Raw genomic sequence first — 17,802 nt, 5'->3', positions numbered from 1 at the left:
GCGGGGGCGATAGGCTCACGCTCAGGGAGGAACCAGAACCATGCGCAAGACACTTGCTCTCATCGCGGCGATAGCCTGCTGTGCCATGCCCGCCGCCGCGGCTTCGGGCGACGGTACGGCCACCTATGACCTGCTGTTCCGCAACGGCACGCTCGACGGTATCGACCGGGGAGAGACGCTGGTCTACCAGCGCGTCGTCTCGAACATGGCCAAACCCGAAGCGGCAGAGCGGGATACCGGCAAGATCGTTCTCGGGTTCGAATCCGGGCAGATGCCGATGGCGACCCTAGATTTCCGGCAGGACGACAAGCATCGCAGCCTCGGCACCTTCCCGGCCAGCGTCGGCAACCCGATGATCATGTATTTCTACGAAAGCGTCGTGCGCGACATTGCCGAAACAGCCGGCGGGTCGCCGTTCTACATCCGCAACCGGGTGAAGGAATCGCTGGTCCAGCCGTCCGAGGTGATCTCGGGCGAAGCCGAGGTGGACGGCCGGACGGTCCCGACGCAGACCATCGTGCTGCATCCCTTTGCCGACGATCCGAACCGCGACCGCATGATGGGCTTCGGCGACATCGCCCTGACCGTCGTCATGTCCGAGGCGGTGCCCGGCTGGTATCTCAGCCTCGGGGCCGAAGCACCGGGCGCGGATGGCGGCGCGGGCTATCGCTCCGAAATGACCTTCGACCGCATCGGAGAGGGGCAATGATGCGCAACCCGCTGCTGGTCCTGGCGCTGCTCTGCGCGGCACCGGCCGCCCGGGCGCAGAGCGTGGCGGAGCGGCTGAACGATTACCCGACGGAGGCGCGGGCGGATTACGTCTTTGCCTGCATGGCCTCGAACGGTCAGAGCCGGCAGGTCCTGGGCCGCTGCGCCTGTTCCATCGACGAGATCGCGTCGATCCTGCCCTACGAGAAATACGTGGAGGCGGAAACGGTCCTGTCGATGCGCCTGACCGGCGGCGAACGCATGGCGGTGTTCAACAGCGCGGCGGCGGCGAACACCCTCGTCGCCGACCTGCGCCGCGCGCAGGCCGAGGCCGAGGTGGTCTGTTTCTTCTGATCCCGTATGTCCGTCTGACGACGGATGCGGGCGGGCGGACTGCGCCGCCTAGCCCTCGGCCACCTTGGGCAGCACCTGTTCGAAGGCGTTGCCCTCGGTATCGGTCGCCTTGACGGTCAGCGCTTCGGCACCGTTGTCGTCATAGGAGAAGCGGAACACCGGGTTCTCGCTGATCGAGATGCCCCCATCCAGCGACCACAGCAGGTCTTCGCCCTGCCAGACCTCGAGATGGTCGATGAAATGGGCCGGGATAAACAGCTGCGTGATCTGGTCGCGCTGAAGGCCGGAATAGTTAGGATGCCGGATCATGATCTGAGCTTCGCGCCGGGGCACGGACATGGCCGGAGCCTCGCCGAAGAGGCGCAGTTTCATCTGGCCCATCGCCGCCAGCGCCTTTTCCGGGTCCTTCGAGGCCGGGGCGGAACAACCGCCCGAGGCCTTCACGTAGCGGCCCGTCATCTCGAGCCCCTGCGGGGTTCCGGCGATGACCCGCACGTTGGAATACTGGTTCACCCGCACGCGCAGTTCGAAGTCTAGCGGGGCCATGGCCGCGCCGAAGGTCAGCTCCGCCGCGACCGGCGCGGGGTTCTCGTCGATCACCACCATGGCCGTGTCGATCCTTGCCGACGGGTTGGTCTGAACGATGTGGATCGGGACGGTGGCGGCGTCTTCGGCACGGTAGGGCGCGTCGACGGTGAACAGCGCCGCGCCATCGCCGATGGGCGCATCCCCCGCGACATCGCCCCTGAGATCCTCCCAGGTGGCGCTGTCGGTCAGCGGGTTGGCGTTGTCGGCGGCAAAACTCGGCGCCCCCAGAACGGCGACAAGCGCCGCCGTGGCGGTGATCCGGATCCAGGCCATGCTTCTCCTCCTCGCACGGAACATGGCACAGACTGCCACAGAACCCGGTTTCGGCCTACACATCGCAATGTCTGTATGGTTCACGTCCCCGTGCGGGACGAAGCTGCACGGGCCACTTTCCGGAGGGAGCGCATGTTCGAAGCCGTCCTGACCCTGTGCGCGGCACTTGCCGCAGGGCCGTGCCGCGACACCCTGCTTCCGGGGTTCGAGGCCGCGACCCGGACCGGTTGCGAAGCGGCATTGGCCGCGCATCCCCCTGATCCGACCCGCTTTCACGACCTGCAGCAGCGGGATGGTCCGGTGTGCCGGCCGGCCGGCCCCGCGCTCTCCTTCGAAGAGGTGGCGCCGGGCCTGTTCGTCCACACCGGCCGGATCGAGGACCCCGATTCGAGCAATCGCGGCGACACCTCGAATATCGTCTTCGTGATCGGGGAGCGGTCGGTCGCGGTGATCGACAGCGGCGCGGCCCGCTGGATGGGCGAGGCGGTCTGGAGGGCGATTCGCGCCCGGACGGACAAGCCCCTGACCCATGTGGTGCTGACGCACATGCACCCGGACCACGTTCTCGGGGCCGCAGCGCTGGCCGAGACGGGGGCCGAAGTGATCGGGCATGACGGGTTGTCCCGCGCCCTGGCGGACCGGGCGGGAAACTACCTCGAAAGCTTCGCGCGGCTGCTGGGGCCCGAGGTCTTTCTCGGGACGGTGGTGCCGGAGGTGGATCGCGGCATCGCGGAGGAGGCGGTGCTGGATCTCGGCGGGCGCGCGCTGATCCTCCGGGCCTGGCCGACGGCACATACCGGCACGGATCTCAGCGTCTTCGACCTCGCCACCGGGACGCTGATCGCCGGGGACCTGGTCTTCGACCGCCACATCCCCGCGCTCGATGGTTCCCTCACCGGCTGGCAGCGGGTGCTCGGAACCATGGCCGGACAGGTGGTGGCGCGACTGGTGCCGGGACACGGCGGGCCGGTGCTGGAGTGGCCGGAGGGGGCGGCACCGATGCTGCGCTACCTCGGCGTGCTGGAGGCGGACACCCGCGCCGCGCTGCGGGCCGGAGAGCGGCTGGGCGACGCGACGGGCCACATCGCGGCGGAAGAGGCGGCGCGGTGGCAGTTGTCGGGATCGTTCAACGCCCGCAACGCCACGGTCGCCTATACCGAGCTCGAGTGGGAGTGAGCGGCGCCGCCCGGGGGCGCTGCCCCCGTCCCTTTCGGGACTCCCCCGGGATATTTCAGGCCAGAAGAAGCCCTGAAGGTCAGGATCCGGCGGCCTCCTGCAGGATCTGCGCGATGGCGTAGAGCCGCTTTTCCAGCAGCGTCGGCGTTTCGCAGAGATAGGTGATGGTCTTCTGACGGTCCGAATAGATCCGCTGGTCCCAGTCGATCTGCTCTTCCAGCGCATCCGCCCGGTCGTAATCGGGTTCCGCCGCGGCCATGACGGTCTCCATCTCGGAGCGGGCGGAATCGATTCGTCCGGACAGGGATATCTGGTTCAGGGAGAAGGTCCCGATGCCGTCGATGATCCTGGTGCGCCGTTGCGAGACCTTGTCGAAGACCTTGCGGAACACAACGCCCATCAGCTGCAGACCCGCACCCTGATCGCGCGCGAAGGTCGCGACCTCGGCACGGGCATCCTCGGGATCGACGCGGCGCAGGACGAGCAGTTCGGCCAGGTCGTCCACCGCCCTGCCGGTCTCCGGCGAAAGCTTCATCTGCGGGATCTCGGCGGGCCACATCAGGCCGATCGACAGACGCTCGACCTTGCGCTGCACGCAGGGCCAGGTCGGGTCGGCGAAATCGGCGGAGAATGCAGGGGTCGCAAGGGCCAGAAAGGCGACCGCGACGAATGGCAATTGCCGTGATTGCATGGTTTGGTCCTCCCTGCGGGGACTATGGAGCAGGGGTGCAAACGAGTCCATTCCGGCGAATACCCACCATTGGGTGTATTGTTCGGTATGCGATAGCGCACCCATACTCCGGACCAAACGCCGCAGAGCGAAATGATAGATTCATCTAGGAGGGAGACTGCATGCGCACTCGTGCAGCCGTGGCTTTGGAAGCCGGTAAACCATTGGAAATCATGGAAGTCGAACTCGACGCCCCCAAGGCAGGGGAAGTCCTGGTCGAGATCAAGGCCACCGGGCTTTGCCACACCGACGAATTCACCCGTTCGGGCGCCGACCCCGAGGGCCTGTTCCCCTGCATCCTCGGCCACGAGGGCGCGGGCGTGGTGGTCGAAGTGGGCGAGGGCGTCACCACGCTCAAGCCGGGCGACCATGTGATCCCGCTCTACACGCCGGAATGCCGCGAGTGCCCGTCCTGCCTGTCGGGCAAGACCAACCTCTGCACCGCGATCCGCAACACGCAGGGCCAGGGGCTGATGCCCGACGGCACCACGCGGTTCCACATGCTCGACGGCACGCCGATCCATCACTACATGGGCTGCTCGACCTTCGCCAATCACACCGTGATGCCGGAGATCGCCCTGGCCAAGGTGCGCGAGGACGCGCCCTTCGACAAGATCTGCTACATCGGCTGCGGCGTCACCACCGGCATCGGCGCGGTGATCAACACGGCGGGGGTCGAGATCGGCTCGACCGCGGCGGTGTTCGGCCTCGGCGGGATCGGTCTGAACGTGATCCAGGGCCTGCGCATGGCGGGCTGCGACATGATCATCGGCGTCGATCTGAACGACGACAAGGCGGTGATGGCGAAGAAGTTCGGCATGACGCATTTCGTCAACCCGTCCAAGATCGAAGGATCGGTCGTGCAGGAGATCGTCAACCTGACGAAGCGCGGCGCGGACCAGATCGGCGGCGTGGACTATTCCTTCGATGCCACCGGCAACGTGAAGGTGATGCGCGACGCGCTGGAATGCTCGCACCGCGGCTGGGGCGTGTCGGTCATCATCGGGGTCGCTCCGGCGGGCGCGGAAATCAGCACCCGTCCGTTCCAGCTGGTCACCGGCCGGGTCTGGAAGGGCACGGCCTTCGGCGGCGCCAAGGGCCGCACCGATGTGCCGAAGTTCGTCGACTGGTACATGGACGGCAAGATCGAGATCGACCCGATGATCACCCACAAGCTGAAGCTCGAGGAGATCAACCACGGCTTCGACCTCATGCACGAGGGCAAGTCGATCCGCGCCGTGGTGGAATTCTGATCCATGGACATCGTCTCGGAAAACCGGAGCTTCGGCGGCGTTCAGTCCGTCTACAAGCATCCTTCCAACACCTGCGGATGCGAGATGACCTTTGCGGTCTACATGCCGCCGCAGGCCGAGGACGGCCCGGTGCCGGTGCTCTGGTATCTGTCGGGGCTGACCTGCACCCACGAGAACGCCATGACCAAGGGCGGTTTTCAGGAGCATGCCGCGAAGCATGGTCTTGCCGTGGTTTTCCCGGACACCTCGCCGCGCGGCGAGGGTGTGGCGGACGATCAGGCCTATGACCTCGGCCAGGGCGCGGGGTTCTACGTGAACGCCACCCGCGACCCGTGGAAGCCGCACTTCCGCATGTACGACTACGTCACCAGCGAGTTGCGCTCGCTGGTGGTGGACAACCTCGGCGTCCGGGACCGGCACGGGATCACCGGCCATTCCATGGGCGGGCACGGCGCGATCACCATCGCGCTGCGCAACGAGGCGATGTTCGACTCGCTGTCGGCCTTTGCGCCGATCGCCCATCCGACCCAGTCCGACTGGGGGCGCAAGCAGCTCTCGGCCTACCTGGGCGACGATGAGACCACCTGGGTCGGGCACGATTCGACCCTGCTGGTGGAGGAGCACGGCTGGAAGGGCGACATCCTCGTGGACCAGGGGGCGAGCGACCAGTTCCTCGACCTGCTGAAGCCCGAGGCACTGGCCGCCGCGATGGCCAAGCGCCGCCAGCCCGGCCAGATCCGCATGCAGCGCGGGTATGACCATTCGTATTTCTTCGTGAACTCGTTCGCGGGCGACCACGTGGAGTGGCACGCGGAACGGTTGAACTGAGTCAGAGACCGGAAAGGATCAAGATGCTGAGAAACCTGCTCGGAGCCACCTGCCTCGTGCTGTTGCCCGCAACGGCCGCGCTGGCGGAAAGCCATGCGATGGCAGGCGACGCCGCCAAGGGCGAAAAGGTGTTCCGCAAGTGCATGGCCTGCCATGCCGTCGGTGCCGATGCCAAGAACAAGGTGGGCCCGGAATTGAACGGCGTCGTCGGGCGCCCCATCGCGACCGCACCGGATTTCGACTATTCCGACGCGCTGATGGCGCTGGGCGAAGGCGGCACCGCCTGGACCGCGGAAACCCTCGCGGAATTCCTGGCCAAGCCAAAGGATTACGCCAAGGGAACCAAGATGTCGTTTGCCGGCCTTCGCAAGGACGAAGATCGCGCGGACGTCATCGCCTACCTCGCAAAATTCAACATGGACGGAGAAGAAGGAGGCTCTTGACGATCAACCGGCCCGTTACCGGAGGGAGGCCGAAAGGATCCGGTATCGGGCAATCGTGGACCGGCGAAGACGGGTGATCGCGCCCAAGGACGCCGACAGCATGGCGGACAACGCCAACTCTAAGGGAGAAGGATATGAAGACACTGACGCTTCTGACGTCAGGGATCGCTCTTTGCGCGGCCACCGCCGCATTCGCAAACGACGACCTCGCGACTCAAATCGACAACCCGGCGCAATGGGCCATCCAGACGGGTGACTACGCGAACCAGCGCTATTCCGAGCTTGACCAGATCAACGCGGGCAACGTGAAGGACCTTCAGGTTGCATGGACCTTCTCGACCGGCGTGCTGCGCGGCCACGAGGGCTCTCCGCTGGTGGTCGGCGACACCATGTACGTGCACACGCCCTTCCCGAACATCGTCTACGCGCTGGATCTGAACGACCAGGGCAAGATCAAGTGGAAGTACGAGCCCAAGCAGGACCCGAACGTCATTCCGGTGATGTGCTGCGACACCGTCAACCGCGGCGTTGCCTATGCCAACGGCATGATCTTCCTGCACCAGGCCGACACCAAGGTCGTGGCGCTCGACGCCAACACCGGTGAGGTGAAGTGGGAAGCGCTGAACGGCGATCCCTCCAAGGGCGAGACGAACACCGCGACCGTTCTGCCGGTCAAGGACAAGATCATCGTCGGCATCTCCGGCGGCGAATTCGGCGTTCGCGGCTCCGTCACCGCCTACAACATGGAAACCGGCGAACAGGAATGGCGCGCCTATTCCATGGGCCCGGACAGCGACATCCTCGTCGATCCCGAAAAGACCACCCATCTCGGCAAGCCGGTCGGCGCCGACTCGGGCACCAACACCTGGGAAGGCGATCAGTGGATGATCGGCGGCGGCACCACCTGGGGCTGGTATTCCTACGACCCCGAAGCCGACCTGATCTACTACGGCTCCGGCAACCCCTCGACCTGGAACCCGGCCCAGCGCCCCGGCGACAACCGCTGGTCGATGACCGTCTTCGCCCGCGACCCGGACGACGGCATGGCCAAGTGGGTCTACCAGATGACCCCGCACGACGAATGGGACTACGACGGCATCAACGAGATGATCCTGACCGATCAGCAGATCGACGGCGCCGACCGCAAGCTGCTGACCCATTTCGACCGCAACGGTTTCGGCTACACGCTCGACCGGATCACGGGTGAGCTTCTCGTCGCCGAAAAGTACGACCCCGCCGTCAACTGGGCGACCGAAGTGGTCATGGACCCGGAAAGCGACCAGTACGGCCGTCCGCAGGTCGTGGCGCAGTACTCGACCGAACAGAACGGCGAGGACGTCAACTCCACCGGCATCTGCCCGGCGGCGCTCGGATCCAAGGACCAGCAGCCGGCGGCCTACTCGCCCAAGACCGAACTGTTCTACGTGCCGACCAACCACGTCTGCATGGACTACGAACCGTTCCGGGTGAGCTACACCGCGGGCCAGCCCTACGTGGGCGCGACCCTGTCGATGTACCCGGCGCCGGAAAGCCATGGCGGCATGGGTAACTTCATCGCCTGGGACAACGTCGCGGGCGAGATCAAGTGGTCCCTCCCCGAGCAGTTCTCGGTCTGGTCGGGTGCCCTGGCCACCGCGGGCGACGTGGTGTTCTACGGCACGCTCGAAGGCTACCTGAAAGCCGTCTCGGCCGAGACCGGCGAGGAGCTCTACCGCTTCAAGACCCCCTCGGGCATCATCGGCAACGTGATGACCTACGAGCATGACGGCAAGCAGTATGTCGGCATCCTCTCGGGCGTCGGCGGCTGGGCAGGCATCGGTCTCGCGGCCGGCCTGACCAACCCGAACGACGGTCTCGGTGCGGTGGGCGGCTACGCGGCCCTCAGCGACTACACCGCGCTGGGCGGACAGCTCACCGTCTTCGCTCTGCCGAACTGAGTTCGGTCCGGACGATCCGGGGCTGGCGCGACATCCGCGCCAGCCCCTTTTCAGGAAAAGGGAAACACCGATGCGAAACAAAGGGCTTCTGCTCGCTGTGGGAATGATGCTGACGATCGGGCAGGCTGCATTCGCACTGGACGAGAGCATGATGGACACGACCGCCGACTATGAAGAGGCCGGCCGCTGGTACACCGCCGAAGACATCCCGACCTTCAAGATCGCCGAGGACGGCACGGTCGACTGGCCGACCTTCTCGGGCTTCCGCCGCTACAACGCCGAATGCTTCCAGTGCCACGGCCCGGACGGCGCCGGCGGCTCCTACGCACCGGCCCTGATGAATTCGGTCAAGACGCTGGACTACTACGAATTCGTCAACACCGTGGTGAACGGCAAGCAGGAGGTGAACGCCTCGCAGAACCTCGTGATGCCGGCGCTGGGCGACAACCCCAACGTCATGTGCTACCTCGACGACATCTACACCTATCTTCGCGCACGCGGCGCCGATGAACTCGGACGCGGCCGCCCCGCCAAGAAGGCCCAGAAATCCGACGAATTTGCCGAGCTCGAAGATGCCTGCATGGGGGGCTGACCGGATTCGCGCGGCCCTTGCGGCAACCCTGCTGGCATGCCTGGCGGGGCCCCTGGCCGCGCAGACCTCGGACCTGGTTTCGAAGACCGCGCTCAGGGTCTGCGCCGATCCCGCCAACGATCCGATGTCGATGGAGGACGGCTCCGGCTTCGAGAACAAGCTCGCCGACCTGATCGGCGACAAGCTGGGTCTGCCGGTGCGCTACACCTGGTATCCGATGGCGACCGGCTTCATCCGCAACACCCTGAAGGCCGGGAAATGCGACGTGGTCATGGGCTACGCCCAGGGCCACGAACTGGTGCTGAACACCAATCACTACCTCACCTCCACCTTCGTGCTGGTGGTCCCCGAGGACGGCCCGCTCGCCGGGGTGACGCAGTTCTCGGACCCCGCCCTAAAGGACAAGGTGATCGGCATCATCGCCGGGTCTCCGCCCGCCAACCACATGGCCCGCAACGGCCTGATCGGCAAGGCGCGTCCCTACCAGCTCGTGGTGGATCGCCGCTATGACGGTCCCGCCGTCGACATGCTGAACGATCTCGCCGCCGGAGAGATCGACGCCGCGGTGATCTGGGGCCCGATCGGCGGCCCGCTGGTCAAACGCGACCATCCGGGCCTCAAGGTCATCCCCCTGCTCAAGGAGGCAGAGTTCCCTCGGATGTTCTACCGCATCACCATGGGCGTCCGGCAGGGTGAAAAGGTCTGGCAACGCAAGCTGAACTCCCTCATCCGCCGCAACCAGTCCGAAATCGACGCCATCCTGTCCGACGCGGGCGTTCCGCTGGTCAACGACATGGGGGACGACATGAAAGACCTCGGCCAATGAAACCCCTGCTGGCAGCTCTCCTGGTGTGGCTGCCGGCACAGGCCCCGGCGCAGGTCGCCGAACCCGACGACTACCGCATGGACCACTACCGCGGCCCCGTCCCCTCGACCCTCTTCGGCGCGACGGTCGTCGGCCCGGAAGAGGCGCACAGGCTCTGGGAAGACGGCGGCACCGCCTTCATCGACGTGCTGCCGCAGGCGCCGAAGCCGGCCAACCTGCCACCGGGCACCATCTGGCGCGACAAGCCCCGCCTCTCGATCCCCGGCGCCACATGGCTTCCCAACGTCGGCTACGGCGCAATCGCCGAAGTCACCGCCACCTACTTCCGCGACGGCCTCGCCGAGGCCACGGCACGGGATCCGGCCCACCCGGTCCTCTTCTTCTGTCTCGAAGACTGCTGGATGAGCTGGAACGCTGCCAAACGCGCGCTCGAATACGGCTACGAAACGGTCTACTGGCTGCCGGAAGGCACGGACGGCTGGGCGCTCTGGGACTATCCCACCGAACGGATCCTCCCGCGCGAACCCCAGCCCTGACAGACCCTCCCCCTGCTTCTTCGGTTTCGAAATATCCCGGGGGTCCGGGGGCAGCGCCCCCGGCGGTCGCCGCGCGACCGCGCGGCGAAACCCCTCAGTACCCGGCCAGGTCCTTGTGCGCGGTGCTCACCGTGCCGCTGGTGTCGGTCATCGTGACATCCACACGGCGTGCAGTCCCCGGCACAGACAGGCCGAGGCGCGGGTTCTCCGCCAGCGATATGCTCCCCGTCACATCCACGTAGCCGCCACCGTCCAGGTCGATCTGCACATCCTCCACGTAACGCATCGGAATGAACAACAGGGTGATCTGGTCCATCTGCATCCCCGAATGCGAGGGGTGGGAAATGTCGACGTCCAGGCGCTTCAGCCGATCCGCCAACCCGGCCAGCCGGTCCGCAACAGAGCCGGTGACACCTTCTTCCACGCTCAGCATCATGTCCCCTAGGGTGGCCAGCGCCTCGTCCGGATCGGTGCCCGGCGGCGCGGCGCAGGCGCCCTGCCCCGAGGTCTTCACGAAACCTTCGGACACGAAGACCCGCCCGTCCGTGGTTTCCGCAAGAACATGCATCGGCGTCGGACCGTTTATCCTCAGCGTCACGTCGAAAAAGAACCGCGTCTGCGGCTCGGACAGGTCGAACACCGCCGACACCGGCATCGGGTTCTCGTCCAGAACGACCGAGACCTTGCCGATCCGCACCCCCGCCGGTGCCGCGACATTCGCTGCGATGCGGGTGCGGGAATCGTTGTCCGTCCGGTAGGGCGCGTCGACCGCGATCACGCCGGCGCCGTCCAACAGGGCCCGGTCGCCGTAAAGTTGGTAACGGATCGACTCCCACGCCTCTCCCTCTCCGGCTTGAACCGGCAGCGCAAACAGCAGCAGGGCAAACACCAGTCGCATCATCACTTGTCTCCTTCCGCGATGAACCTGCCGAACGCGCGCGGACCGTCGGCGGTGTCGAGCGTTCCGACAACCTCGAGCGTCTCCGCGTCGATCAGGGTCAGCGTGTTGTCGAACCAGTTCGCCACCGCGATCCGCCCGTCCGACGTGTGGTCGATCCCCTCGGGGTATTCCCCGACCTCGACGGTGCCCAGCGCCGCGAGACCGTCCAGCGACACCACGCTCACGGAATTCGCATACTGGTTGGTGACAAAGGCCTTACCGGCGGCAAAGGCCACGCCGTAGGGGCGCTCTCCCACCGGGACGGTGGCGAGGATTCCGCCCGTGGCGGGGTCGATCACCGACAGGTCGTTGCTGCCGACATTGCCGACGAACAGCCGCCCGTCCGGAGCAAAGCGCAGTCCGAACGGCCGGGTGCCGACCGTCACCACATGAACCGGAGCCAGCGTCCCCGCATCGAAGATCGACACGCGGTCGGCGTCCTTTTCGGCCACCGCCAGATAGGCGCCGTCCCCGGACAGGGCGAGGCCGGCGGGCGCCGCCCCGGTGGGCAGGTGATCCACGACCGCCAGAGTCACGGCATCCAGCACCCAGATCCGTGCGTCGTACCAATCCGAGACAAAGACCCGACCCCGCGCTTCGTCGAGCGCGATGCCGATGGGGCCGCCGTCAAGCACTACCTCCGCCTGCACCTCGCCCGCGGGGGAATACCGCCGGACGACCTTGGAATCCGGCGACACGGTCCAGACCCCGGAGCGCGCGCTCACCGCCACGCCGGCGGGCTTGCCCGGCACCGCGATGCGATGCAGTTCCTCCCCCGTGTCGAGGTCGAAGACGCTCATCGCGTCGCCGTTCTGGCAGGTGACATAGGCAACATCCCCCGCCGCTGGCATCGCGGCGAGGGTCAGGATCAGAGCGATTTCAGGAGCCCGGGGCACCGAATTTCTCGACCAGCGCATCCAACCCGGCCTGGTAGACGCCGGTAACGGCCGCGATGGCGGCCTCGTCGCTCAGTTCGGGGGGCGGATCGTTGTTCGGATAGCCGCGATAGAAAGCGCCGCGCCATTCCACGACCGAGCCGCCGCCGGCGCGCGGCTTCACCGTGAGATGCGAGGAATAGTTCGTCACCGGCAGAACCTCGACCGCGACATCGGTGATGCGGTAGGAATAGGTCATCTTGTCGGCATCGTACTTGTAGAGCACTTCGTCGATCCGGGGACCGTCGGCCCCGGCATCGGACAGGAACAGCGCCCGGGTGGCGTCGATGTCATTGCCGCCCTCGCCGGTCTGGGACACCACGGCCGGGTGCCAGGTCAGATCCTGGAAATTCCCGATCACGGCCCAGACCTCCGCCGGTTCCGCCGCGACCTCGGTCGTGACGGTCACCTTCTGGCGTGTCGGCCCGTGTGCCAGCGCGACGGTCGGCAGCAGCATCGCCACCCCCACCGCCAGCAGCGTTCGTCTGTTCATCCTCACTCCTCCCTGAAGATCCGGTTTTTCAGTATGTAGCGCATCCCGCGTTCCCAGCTTTCGTCGGTGTTGCCGCGGATATCCACGACCCCGCCCTTCACCAGGTCGCCGGTTTCGGCGTCGCGCAGTTGCAGGTTCATCGTCAGGATCAGGTTCGAGACCTTCTGCACCTCGCCCACGAGGGAATAATCCGCCCCGAGCCTCGTCGCCATGCGCGTGTCGCAACCGTAGCACTTGGCCGGGTTCACCACGCGGTCGAGATCCGCCTGCACCGGGGCAAGGTCCAGCAGTTCATACCCTTCGGCGGCGAAGCGCTCGCGCACCTGCGCCTCGATCCGTTCGCGGCGCGCGATCTCCTGCGGGTCCTGGCCCAGTTCGGTGGTCTGAAGCGACGTGTCGAGCATGTGGATGCCGAAGAAGGCGACAGTCGCCGCCTCCTCCGCTGCCGAGGGTGTCGACAGGCAGAGCCCCAGAATGATCGCCAGTGGCCGCATCGCCCCCTTCTTAGAAATTAAGAGTCGCCTGCGATGATCGTGTGACTACCCTCGTTCAGGCAACCGAACCGAAAGTATCGGTTGCGGAAATCCTCGCAGGGGCGAGGGTTCGAGACAAGGGACACGGCAAACCAAGGCCGGCCCGACGGGAGGAAAACGTGACACGACTGCTTGCACCGCTCGCGGCGGTCCTTCTTGCATTGGCATCGGCCACGGCGGCCGTCGCGCTCGACGTGCGGGCGGCGGTGCTGCGCGTCGACTACCCGACGCTTCTGCCGATCTCGCGCTACGATCTGAAGCCGGACGATCTCGGGTTCGCGGGGGCGGTGCTGGCGGACGAGGACAACGGCACCACCGGGCGCTTCCTGGGACATACCTTCGAGACCACGATGGTCGCCACCTCGCCGGAAGAGGCCGATGCCGCGCTGGATGCTCTGCTGAACGACGGAATCCGGCTGATCGTCGTCGCCGCCGGGCGCGAGGATCTGCTGCGCCTCACCGACCGGGCCGCGGCGCAGGGCGCGCTGGTGTTCAACTCCCGCGCCGAGGACACCGTGCTGCGTAGCGATCAGTGCCGGGCGAACCTGCTGCACATCGCGCCCTCCGACAACATGAAGGCGGATGCCGTGGCGCAATTCGCCGTCTGGAAACAGTGGAGCCGCTGGTTCCTCGTCGAGGGCTCGAACCCCGCCGACCAGGCGCTGGCCGAAGCCTACCGGCAGGCCGCCCGCAAGTTCGGCGCCAAGATCACCGACGAACGCACCTTCGAGGACACCGGCGGCACGCGCCGCACGGATTCCGGCCACGTGCTGGTGCAGCGGCAACTGCCGACTTTCCTGCAGCGGGCTGAACCGCACGACGTGGTGATCGCCGCCGATGCCACCGACTATTTCGCCGCCTACCTGCCATTCAACCTCTGGACCCCCCGCCCCACCATGGGCAGCGCGGGTCTGCGCCCCGTGACCATGCATGGCGGACACGAGGCCTGGGGTGCGACCCAGTTCCAGAACCGTTTCGAGGAGCTGACCCGCCGCTACATGCAGGAGGAGGACTACAACACATGGCTTGCGCTGCGCGTCATCGGCGAAGCGGTCACGCGGGCGGGCGATGCCGCGCCCGAGGCGGTGGAAGGCTACGTGCTGTCGGACGCCTTCGAACTTGCGGCCTTCAAGGGTCAGAAGGTCACCTTCCGCAACTGGAACGGCCAGCTGCGCCAGCCGATCCTGCTGTATGACGGGCGCATCACCGTCAGCGTCAGCCCGCAGGACGGATTTCTCCACCAGGTCTCGCCCCTCGACACGCTGGGTCTCGACCGGCCCGAATCCGCGTGCAAGGCGTTCCAATGAGAGACTGTTCAACCATGAAATCACTCCTCCTCTCCGTCGTTCTTGCCGCCCTCGGGTCCGGTCCCGCGCTTGCCGGCAAGGCCTTCGTGTCGAACGAGCGCGGCAATACGATCACCGTCATCGACACCGACAGCTGGGAGGTGCTGACCGAATTCCCCGGCGGCAACCGGCCGCGGGGCATCACGCTGTCACCGGATGGCGCGCTGCTCTATGTCTGCGCCTCCGATGACGACACGGTGCGGGTCTTCGACACCGAAACCTACGAGGAACTCTACACCCTGCCCTCCGGGCCGGACCCGGAGCTCTTCGTGCTCGATCCGGCCGGAAGCCCGCTCTACATCGCGAACGAGGACGACAACCTCGTCACCGTGACCGACACGCAAAGTCATTCCATCCTGGCCGAGATCCCGGTCGGCGTGGAGCCCGAGGGCATGGCCATCTCTCCGGACGAGAAGTGGGTGGTGAACACCTCGGAAACCACCAACATGGCGCATTTCATCTCGACCGAGGATTACGAGATCAAGCATAACGTGCTGGTCGATCAGCGCCCGCGCTACGCGGAATATGCCAAGGACGGCAAGCGTCTGTTCGTGAGCGCCGAGATCGGGGGCACCGTGTCGGTCATCGACATCGCCGGGGATGGCACGCCCACGCTGAAGCAGAAGATCGGCTTCGAGGTTCCCGGCGTTCTGCCGGAATGGCTCCAGCCGGTCGGCATCCGGATCACCTCCGACGGCAGCCGGATCTTTGTCGCGCTCGGTCCGGCGAATCGCGTGGCGGTGATCGACGGCGCCTCGCTTGAGGTTGTCGATTATATCATGGTCGGACAGCGCGTCTGGCAGATGGCGTTTACACCGGACGAGGCGTTCCTCGTCACGACCAACGGAAATTCGAACGATGTGACGGTGATCGACGTCGCCAGGGAGAAGGCGATCAAGTCGGTCCAGGTGGGACAACAGCCCTGGGGAGTCGCGATCACGCCCGAGTGACGCGACCCGGGGCGACATGGGGAGGAGAGAGATATGTTCGTACGTCTGACGACGACACTTTGCGCAATGGCCCTGGCCGGGTCGGCCTGGGCTCAGGATCTGCCGGTGGTGCGCCTGGCCACGCTCAAGATCGGAACGGTGAACTGGGAGTTGACCACGATCACCGAGAACGGTCTGGACGAAAAGCACGGCTTCAAGCTGGAGGTCCAGCCCTATGCCGACAACGCCGCGACGCGCATCGCGGTGGAAGGGGACGAGGCCGACGTGGCCGTCGCCGACTGGATCTGGGTCGCGCGCCAGCGGGCCGAGGGCAAGGACTACGTGGTCGTGCCCTATTCCAAGGCCGTCGGATCTCTGGTGGTGCCCGAGGGCTCGACCGCCGAGACGCTGAAGGACATGGTCGGCGGCAAGATCGGCATCGCGGGCGGTCCGCTGGACAAGAGCTGGCTGATCCTGCGCGCCTTCGCGCAGAAGGAGCACGGCATCGACCTCAAGGCCGAGACCGAGCAGGTCTTCGGCGCGCCGCCGCTGATCTTCAAATCCGCGCTGTCGGGCGACTATGCCGGCGCGATCAATTTCTGGCATTTCCTCGCCAAGATGAAGGCGAGCGGAATGCGCGAACTCGTCTCGGTGGAAACCGCGGCGCAGGCGCTCGGGCTCGATCCCGACACGCCGCTGCTTGGCTACTACTTCAAGGAAAGCTTCCTCGCCGAGCATCCCGGCATCGCGCAGGCCTTCTACGAGGCGAGCCGCGATGCGAAGGATCTGCTTGCCGACGATCCCGCCGCCTGGGAGGCCGTGCGCGGCCAGATGAACGCCTCCGACGATGCGCAGTTCGAGACGCTCAGGGCCGACTGGCTGGCGGGCACGCCCGAGCGCGGGCCGGTGGATGCCGAGGCGGCGGGAAAGCTGCTGACGCTGATGGCCGATCTCGGCGGCGAAGAACTGGTGGGCAAGGCGACCTCGGTGCCCGACGGTCTTTTCGCGGATGTGAAGTGAGCCGGGCGCGGGATGATGGACAAGGCGAGCGCCCCGCTTCTCTCGGTCGCGGGGCTGCTGGCGATCTGGACGCTGGCGGCAACGCTGGCGGCGGATCCGCAGATCCTGCCATCCCCCCTGTCGCTGGTGGAGCCGTTCCGCCGAGAACTGATGTCGGGAGAGCTGCTCCATCACCTGGGGGCGACCCTCTGGCGGGTGGCCTGGTCGTTCCTGCTGGCGATGAGCATCGGCACCGCCCTGGGCCTGGCGATGGGCCGGTCGGAGCGGGTGAACCTCTGGCTGGACCCCTGGCTGGTGATCTTCCTGAACCTCCCCGCGCTGGTGCTGATCGTCCTGTGCTACCTGTGGATCGGGCTGACCGAAGCGGCGGCGATCGCGGCCGTGACGCTGAACAAGATCCCCAACGTGGCGACGGTGATCCGGGAAGGCGCGCGGGCGCTGGACCCGAACCTCGACGCGATGGCACGGATCTACCGGATGAACGCGTGGTCGCGTTTCCTCAACGTCACGCTGCCGCAGCTCGCCCCCTACGTGACCGCCTCCGCGCGGGCGGGGGTGGCGGTGATCTGGAAGATCGTGCTGGTGGTGGAATTCCTGGGGCGGTCCTCGGGCATCGGGTTCCAGATCCATTTGTACTTCCAGTTGTTCGACGTGGGCATGGTGCTGGTCTACGCCCTTTCCTTCATCTGCGTGATGCTGCTGGTCGAATGGATGGTCCTGCAACCCTGGGAGCGTCGGGTGAGGCGCTGGCGCACCGCATGATCCACGTCGACATCCGGTCGAAGAGCTTTGGCGGGCGGCCCGTGCTGGGGCAGGTGCGGTTCGACATCCGCCCCGGTGAAACCGTGGCACTGCTCGGGCCGTCGGGGATCGGCAAATCGACGATACTGCGGATCGTCGCCGGGATAGATCCCGATTTCGACGGCACCGTGGACAGGCCCGACAACATGGCCATCGTCTTTCAGGAACCGACGCTGCTGCCCTGGCGCAGCACGCTCAAGAACCTCACGCTGACCAATCCGGGGCTGAGCCGCAACGGCGCGCGCGCCGCGCTCGAACGGGTCGGCCTGCGCGGCAAGGAGCGGATGTTCCCCGGTCAGCTCTCGCTCGGCCAGCAGCGGCGCCTTGCGCTGGCGCGGGCCTTTGCGGGACAGCCGGACCTGCTGATCATGGACGAGCCCTTCGTGTCGCTCGATGCGGAAACCGCCGAGACCATGATCGGGCTGACCGAGGCGCTGATCGCCGAACACCGCCCGGCAACCCTGTTCGTCACCCATGCGCGTAGCGAAGCCGAGCGGCTGGCCAATCGCATCCTTCAGCTTCGCGGCGATCCCGCGACGCTGTCACCGCACATCGTCTGAA

Annotated in this window: 21 protein-coding genes; 15 read left to right on the top strand and 6 right to left on the bottom strand. The window is 66.3% G+C overall.

All coding sequences use genetic code 11. The features are described from left to right. The first annotated feature begins 40 nt into the window (after positions 1-40). On the top strand, positions 41-709 hold the full coding sequence (locus tag ACN0RJ_RS01495) for a hypothetical protein (protein WP_417723202.1): 669 nt from the start codon (positions 41-43) through the stop codon (positions 707-709). Next, on the top strand, positions 706-1,062 hold the full coding sequence (locus ACN0RJ_RS01490; RefSeq protein ID WP_417723201.1) for a hypothetical protein: 357 nt from the start codon (positions 706-708) through the stop codon (positions 1,060-1,062). Before ACN0RJ_RS01495 ends, ACN0RJ_RS01490 begins: the two co-directional genes overlap by 4 nt. Positions 1,063-1,110: 48 nt before the next feature. Here ACN0RJ_RS01490 and ACN0RJ_RS01485 read toward each other — a convergent pair whose 3' ends face one another. Further along, complete coding sequence (locus ACN0RJ_RS01485; RefSeq protein WP_417723200.1) at positions 1,111-1,923, bottom strand: quinoprotein dehydrogenase-associated SoxYZ-like carrier; 813 nt, start codon at positions 1,921-1,923, stop codon at positions 1,111-1,113. Positions 1,924-2,055: 132 nt separating this feature from the next. Here ACN0RJ_RS01485 and ACN0RJ_RS01480 point away from each other — a divergent pair, with 132 nt between their 5' ends. After that, the gene (locus tag ACN0RJ_RS01480) at positions 2,056-3,099 is read left to right on the top strand and encodes a quinoprotein relay system zinc metallohydrolase 2 (protein ID WP_417723199.1); all 1,044 of its coding nucleotides are present in this window, start codon (positions 2,056-2,058) and stop codon (positions 3,097-3,099) included. Between the two features lie 79 nt (positions 3,100-3,178). Here ACN0RJ_RS01480 and ACN0RJ_RS01475 read toward each other — a convergent pair whose 3' ends face one another. After that, positions 3,179-3,790, bottom strand: a complete 612-nt coding sequence (locus tag ACN0RJ_RS01475; protein ID WP_417723198.1) for a hypothetical protein — start codon at positions 3,788-3,790, stop codon at positions 3,179-3,181. Between the two features lie 161 nt (positions 3,791-3,951). Here ACN0RJ_RS01475 and ACN0RJ_RS01470 point away from each other — a divergent pair, with 161 nt between their 5' ends. The 7 genes from ACN0RJ_RS01470 (at position 3,952) to ACN0RJ_RS01440 (ending at position 10,244) form a co-directional block, all read left to right on the top strand. Continuing rightward, a complete protein-coding gene (locus tag ACN0RJ_RS01470) occupies positions 3,952-5,082 on the top strand; it encodes an S-(hydroxymethyl)glutathione dehydrogenase/class III alcohol dehydrogenase (RefSeq protein ID WP_417718716.1) in 1,131 nt (376 codons plus the stop codon). Between the two features lie 3 nt (positions 5,083-5,085). After that, entirely contained in the window at positions 5,086-5,910 is an 825-nt protein-coding gene (gene fghA, locus ACN0RJ_RS01465; protein ID WP_417718717.1) for an S-formylglutathione hydrolase, read from the top strand. Positions 5,911-5,933: 23 nt separating this feature from the next. Next, complete coding sequence (locus ACN0RJ_RS01460; protein WP_417718718.1) at positions 5,934-6,353, top strand: c-type cytochrome; 420 nt, start codon at positions 5,934-5,936, stop codon at positions 6,351-6,353. A gap of 134 nt (positions 6,354-6,487) precedes the next feature. Continuing rightward, positions 6,488-8,290 carry a lanthanide-dependent methanol dehydrogenase XoxF5 gene (gene xoxF5, locus ACN0RJ_RS01455; protein WP_417718719.1) on the top strand — a complete coding sequence of 601 codons (1,803 nt, stop codon included), beginning with the start codon at positions 6,488-6,490 and terminating at the stop codon, positions 8,288-8,290. Positions 8,291-8,438: 148 nt separating this feature from the next. Next, positions 8,439-8,882, top strand: a complete 444-nt coding sequence (locus tag ACN0RJ_RS01450; protein ID WP_417718824.1) for a c-type cytochrome, methanol metabolism-related — start codon at positions 8,439-8,441, stop codon at positions 8,880-8,882. Then, a complete protein-coding gene (locus ACN0RJ_RS01445) occupies positions 8,863-9,708 on the top strand; it encodes a substrate-binding domain-containing protein (RefSeq protein WP_417718720.1) in 846 nt (281 codons plus the stop codon). The genes ACN0RJ_RS01450 and ACN0RJ_RS01445 overlap by 20 nt, the downstream gene beginning before the upstream one ends. Then, complete coding sequence (locus tag ACN0RJ_RS01440; protein WP_417723197.1) at positions 9,705-10,244, top strand: PQQ-dependent catabolism-associated CXXCW motif protein; 540 nt, start codon at positions 9,705-9,707, stop codon at positions 10,242-10,244. Before ACN0RJ_RS01445 ends, ACN0RJ_RS01440 begins: the two co-directional genes overlap by 4 nt. A gap of 94 nt (positions 10,245-10,338) precedes the next feature. Here ACN0RJ_RS01440 and ACN0RJ_RS01435 read toward each other — a convergent pair whose 3' ends face one another. Genes ACN0RJ_RS01435 through ACN0RJ_RS01420 form a run of 4 tightly spaced genes read right to left on the bottom strand, consistent with a single transcriptional unit; the run spans position 10,339 to position 13,106 of the window. Continuing rightward, complete coding sequence (locus tag ACN0RJ_RS01435; protein ID WP_417723196.1) at positions 10,339-11,145, bottom strand: quinoprotein dehydrogenase-associated SoxYZ-like carrier; 807 nt, start codon at positions 11,143-11,145, stop codon at positions 10,339-10,341. Then, positions 11,145-12,080: a YncE family protein gene (locus tag ACN0RJ_RS01430; protein ID WP_417723195.1), complete on the bottom strand. Its 936-nt coding sequence runs from the start codon at positions 12,078-12,080 to the stop codon at positions 11,145-11,147. The genes ACN0RJ_RS01435 and ACN0RJ_RS01430 overlap by 1 nt, the downstream gene beginning before the upstream one ends. After that, positions 12,064-12,612: an SRPBCC family protein gene (locus tag ACN0RJ_RS01425; RefSeq protein WP_417718724.1), complete on the bottom strand. Its 549-nt coding sequence runs from the start codon at positions 12,610-12,612 to the stop codon at positions 12,064-12,066. The genes ACN0RJ_RS01430 and ACN0RJ_RS01425 overlap by 17 nt, the downstream gene beginning before the upstream one ends. A gap of 2 nt (positions 12,613-12,614) precedes the next feature. After that, positions 12,615-13,106: a DUF3280 domain-containing protein gene (locus tag ACN0RJ_RS01420; protein ID WP_417723194.1), complete on the bottom strand. Its 492-nt coding sequence runs from the start codon at positions 13,104-13,106 to the stop codon at positions 12,615-12,617. A 158-nt stretch (positions 13,107-13,264) separates the two neighbouring features. Between ACN0RJ_RS01420 and ACN0RJ_RS01415 the strand changes: the two genes are divergently transcribed. The 5 genes from ACN0RJ_RS01415 to ACN0RJ_RS01395 are packed head-to-tail and all read left to right on the top strand — an operon-like array spanning position 13,265 to position 17,801. Next, complete coding sequence (locus tag ACN0RJ_RS01415) at positions 13,265-14,452, top strand: ABC transporter substrate-binding protein (RefSeq protein ID WP_417723193.1); 1,188 nt, start codon at positions 13,265-13,267, stop codon at positions 14,450-14,452. 14 nt (positions 14,453-14,466) lie between these two features. Further along, positions 14,467-15,441, top strand: coding sequence for a YVTN family beta-propeller repeat protein (locus tag ACN0RJ_RS01410; protein ID WP_417718727.1), 975 nt, complete (start codon positions 14,467-14,469; stop codon positions 15,439-15,441). A 33-nt stretch (positions 15,442-15,474) separates the two neighbouring features. Beyond that, the gene (locus tag ACN0RJ_RS01405; protein WP_417723192.1) at positions 15,475-16,440 is read left to right on the top strand and encodes an ABC transporter substrate-binding protein; all 966 of its coding nucleotides are present in this window, start codon (positions 15,475-15,477) and stop codon (positions 16,438-16,440) included. A gap of 12 nt (positions 16,441-16,452) precedes the next feature. Continuing rightward, positions 16,453-17,202, top strand: a complete 750-nt coding sequence (locus tag ACN0RJ_RS01400; RefSeq protein ID WP_417723191.1) for an ABC transporter permease — start codon at positions 16,453-16,455, stop codon at positions 17,200-17,202. After that, on the top strand, positions 17,148-17,801 hold the full coding sequence (locus tag ACN0RJ_RS01395) for an ABC transporter ATP-binding protein (protein WP_417723190.1): 654 nt from the start codon (positions 17,148-17,150) through the stop codon (positions 17,799-17,801). Before ACN0RJ_RS01400 ends, ACN0RJ_RS01395 begins: the two co-directional genes overlap by 55 nt. Position 17,802: the final 1 nt, after the last annotated feature.

The sequence above is a fragment of the Salipiger sp. genome (assembly GCF_048261495.1).
Lineage (GTDB): Bacteria > Pseudomonadota > Alphaproteobacteria > Rhodobacterales > Rhodobacteraceae > Salipiger.
This window is presented reverse-complemented; position numbering and strand designations above follow the sequence as displayed.